This is a genomic window from Sporichthyaceae bacterium (assembly GCA_036493475.1).
Lineage (GTDB): Bacteria > Actinomycetota > Actinomycetes > Sporichthyales > Sporichthyaceae > DASQPJ01.
Genome location: DASXPS010000038.1, coordinates 1 through 3366 on the forward strand (window position 1 = coordinate 1; position 3366 = coordinate 3366).

3 protein-coding genes are annotated in these 3366 nt (G+C 69.2%); all 3 read right to left on the bottom strand.

Features of this window, described 5'->3' with window-relative positions; all coding sequences use genetic code 11:
• Window positions 1-354 (bottom strand): hypothetical protein (locus VGJ14_04420; protein HEY2831646.1); only part of this gene is annotated, 354 nt, incomplete at its 3' end.
• 329 nt (window positions 355-683) lie between these two features.
• On the bottom strand, window positions 684-1145 hold the full coding sequence (locus tag VGJ14_04425) for a hypothetical protein (protein ID HEY2831647.1): 462 nt from the start codon (window positions 1143-1145) through the stop codon (window positions 684-686).
• 2 nt (window positions 1146-1147) lie between these two features.
• Window positions 1148-3366 (bottom strand): hypothetical protein (locus VGJ14_04430; GenBank protein ID HEY2831648.1); only part of this gene is annotated, 2219 nt, incomplete at its 5' end.

A 3366-nucleotide genomic window follows, 5' to 3' on the forward strand; every position in this document is an offset into this window, starting at 1 on the left:
GAGCCGATGGTTGCGCGCCGGCCGCGGACAACCGCTCACCGCGCAGATCAATTCACCATAATGTCGCGTCCGGGTCGGCCCCGCGGCGAGGAACTCGGACATACCGACATGGCTGCGCCGGAAGTTGCCACGACAGGCCGCGCACAACCCATCGGAGATCCCGGCCTCACCTGCGCAGCCATGGACCTGGCACGGCCGAAACCCCAGCAACGGGTGATCGGTGGGCGGGGCGAGCACCCCCGTACGCGGATCCCAGCCAGCGGTGATGAGGAAGGCCGCGTCCAGGTGACCTCGAAGCTCAGCGACCTCATCAGGGATCGGCTCGACGACGCGAGCTAGGCCCGCGGTCACCACAGCACCTCCCGCTGATTCGCCAGCGTCGCCGCGACCCGATCAATCGCGGCTCGGAGTCGGTCATGCGAGGGATGCAGGTAAACCTGCGTACTGCTCGGCACTGCGTGTCCGAGTAGCGACTGCGCCTCGTCCAGCGCGCCCCCTGCTTCCAGCACATTGCTGGCGAATGTGTGGCTTCTCTCCGCAGTTGGCGTGTGCGGTGGAGTTCGTGTGGCGATTGAGCAGGCGAAGTGGGGGCTGCGCGTTCGCCACCCGGGCGAAGGTCGGTGTTGCGTTTCGGCCAGTTTGGATCGTCGTGGGACCACTCGGTCGTGTGCATGCTGTCGGCCTCAGTTGCAGGGTCCGAGGAGGTTGGCTGACCGCCGGAGCGGTGTGACCTTGCTGGCTGCGGCGGTGCTGACGCGTAGCCGGGTGATCTCGTCGTGTTGGGCGGCCAGTTGAGCGAGGGCCCGTGAGCGGAAGTCGCTGAGCTCATCGAGGCTGCTGCTGGCTCGTTCGAGGCGGCGCTTGAGTGCGGTGATCTCGGTCTTGAGGCGGTCGATCTGGTGGTCGCGCGGGTCGGGGCGCTCGCCTGTGGCGCGTTGGCGGATGGCGAGGCGTTGTTCGAACTCGACGCGTAGGTGGGCGTAGGGGCGGTTTCCGTAGAAGGCGGTGCGGTCCACGCCGGCTTCGTGGGCGAGGGTTTTGACGTCGCAGCGGCCGTTGGCGGGGATCTCTCCGCGTAGGAGCCGGTCGATGGCGGCGCGGATGCGGGTCTCGTTGGCTTGGCGCTGAGATGCGGTGATCCGCACTGCTACTCCTTGTTCTCGGTGCGGGTGTCGGCGGTATCGATGGCGTGGTCGATGGCGTCGAGGACGCGTTGTGCTCGGTCGAGGTCGGTCTGCAGGCGGGCGCGTTCTGTCTTGCGGGTCGATCCGAGTTCGCCGAGGAACGTGGTGGTCTGTTGGACGTGCTCAGCCCAGACGGGCCGGTGACATGTGTGGTGGGTGGCCTGCGGGCAGCGGGCCGAGTCACACATCCCGGCCAGCGGCCGGTCGGCGTTCGGGGTGCCGGCGAGCTTGAGGCAGAGCGCCCTGGAGGGATCGGTGAACCAGCAGTAGTTCGCCGCCCCCAGGTGCAGGGTGCGGGCGCGTTTGGTGAGCAGGTTGAGCACTTCCCGGTTGTTGCGCTGCACCTTCGGTGACGCGGCGGCGTCGAGTTTGCCGTCGATGTGGGCGAAGAACTCGGTCAGCTCCTGGGCACCGGGCCCGGCGGGCAGGACACCGTGCTGGTAGTTGCGGAACTCGGCCCAGAGCAACTCGAGGTTGCGGTCGGCTTCGTGTTTGTTGACCTCGGCCAGCAGTTCGGCCTGCGCGCCGCCGGGTCGGGAGGCGTAGCCCTCGGTGGTGGCCACGGCGATGTGTTTGAGGTGCAGTTTCGCGGCTAGCACGCCGCCGGGCCGGTAGGCCAGCTCGAGCGCTAGCGTGCGACGCAGAGCGCGCAGGCTCGTGGGGTGTTCGGGGATCGGGGCGAGCCCGAGGCGTTGCCCGGCGGGGCCGTTGACCCAGGCGCGGAACCACTTGTGGCGGATGTCGAAGGCGAACCTGCCCAGCAATGGCGCCCCGGCCTCGGGGTTGTCGTGGAGTTGCTCGAGAAGCAGCGCCGCCTGGTAGGCGGGTTCGATCACGACCCATTCGTCGTCGGTGCCGCCCAGCGGCTGTCCTTTGACGACCTTGCTGGCCAGCCGGTAACGGACCAGACCGTCACCGTAGTGCTCGGGCGGGCGACATGCGCCGATGCGCAGCTCCATCAGCTCACCGGCCCGCATCCCAGACACGGCCGCCAGCAGGGTTATCGCGGCGGTCCGAACGATGCCGACCAGGGCGTCGGCTTCGACCCAGCTCAGCGGGGTTGTCCATGGCACGTGCCCGTCGCCGCTGGCCTTTGTCACCGGGGTGGCGTCGCGGGCCCAGCCCTTGGCTATCCCCACCGCCGCGACAGCATCGACACCGGCTTGACGCAGGGGGGTCGCCCACTGCTGGGTCATCCGCCAGTAGCCGGCTTGGCGGGCGATCGGGTCCCAGTTCATCCTCAGCAGTGGATCGTGCGGCTCCCAGCCTCGGGCAAGGCGACGTTCCACGACGTGATCGGCCAGCTGGGGCAGCGGCCGCCCAGATTCGACGTACTGGTTGAGGATCGCGGCGATGCGCTGCACGGGTGCCAGCGACGCGAGGTCGGCGTCGACCGGTTGCGGCTGCACCCGCGGCGCCGGCCCGGTTCCGCGAAGGTCGCCGGCGAGCTCGACCACGTGCGGAGCGAGGATGGTTGTCAGGTAGGTGGCGGCGGCCAGCAGGGGCCGCAGCACCCTGCCATCCAGCGGCGGGGTCTTGTTCTGGCCACGGCCGTTGGGCATTTCCGCGACGGCCGACGGCGCGGCACCGCTCCAGGGACGCAGGTCGTGCGGGACGCGGTCGGTGGTGAACAGCTCGCGATGGTTGACCAGGTCCACGACCGCTTGGGCGGCTGCCCGGCGGGTCCCGGGGCTGCGCTCGCCCACGACCACGTCGCGCTCGTCGAGCAGGTAGCGCCGGTGGTGCAGGTAGCGCTCGCAGAGCTCACTGTCGAGCTCGCCGAGACTGCCGATGCCCTGGTCGGTGAGCCAGTTGAAGAATCGAGTCAGTTCCGCGAGCCGCCCGGACACGCTCAGCAGGTGCAGCGGCGTGCGGTAGGCGCGTGGGAGCTGCGCGACTGCCTCGTGGCGGGGTGCGAGCATCGCCATGGCCTGTTCCTTGGCGACCAGCCGCCACCCGAGGTTGGTGATCGTGGTGAAGTCGAACCGGCGCACGGCCGGGCTCATCTGGATTGGCAGCCCGACCACCTGCGTGAAGTCCCACCGATCGTCGTCGAACCCCGGCCGTCGGGTTCCCCGCGGGAGGGTGAACCCGGCCTGCTGACAGACATCGACGCCGGCGAATGGCGAGCGATGCGAGTCCGCGATGGGCAACGCGGTGGTCACTGGGTGATCTCCTCGGG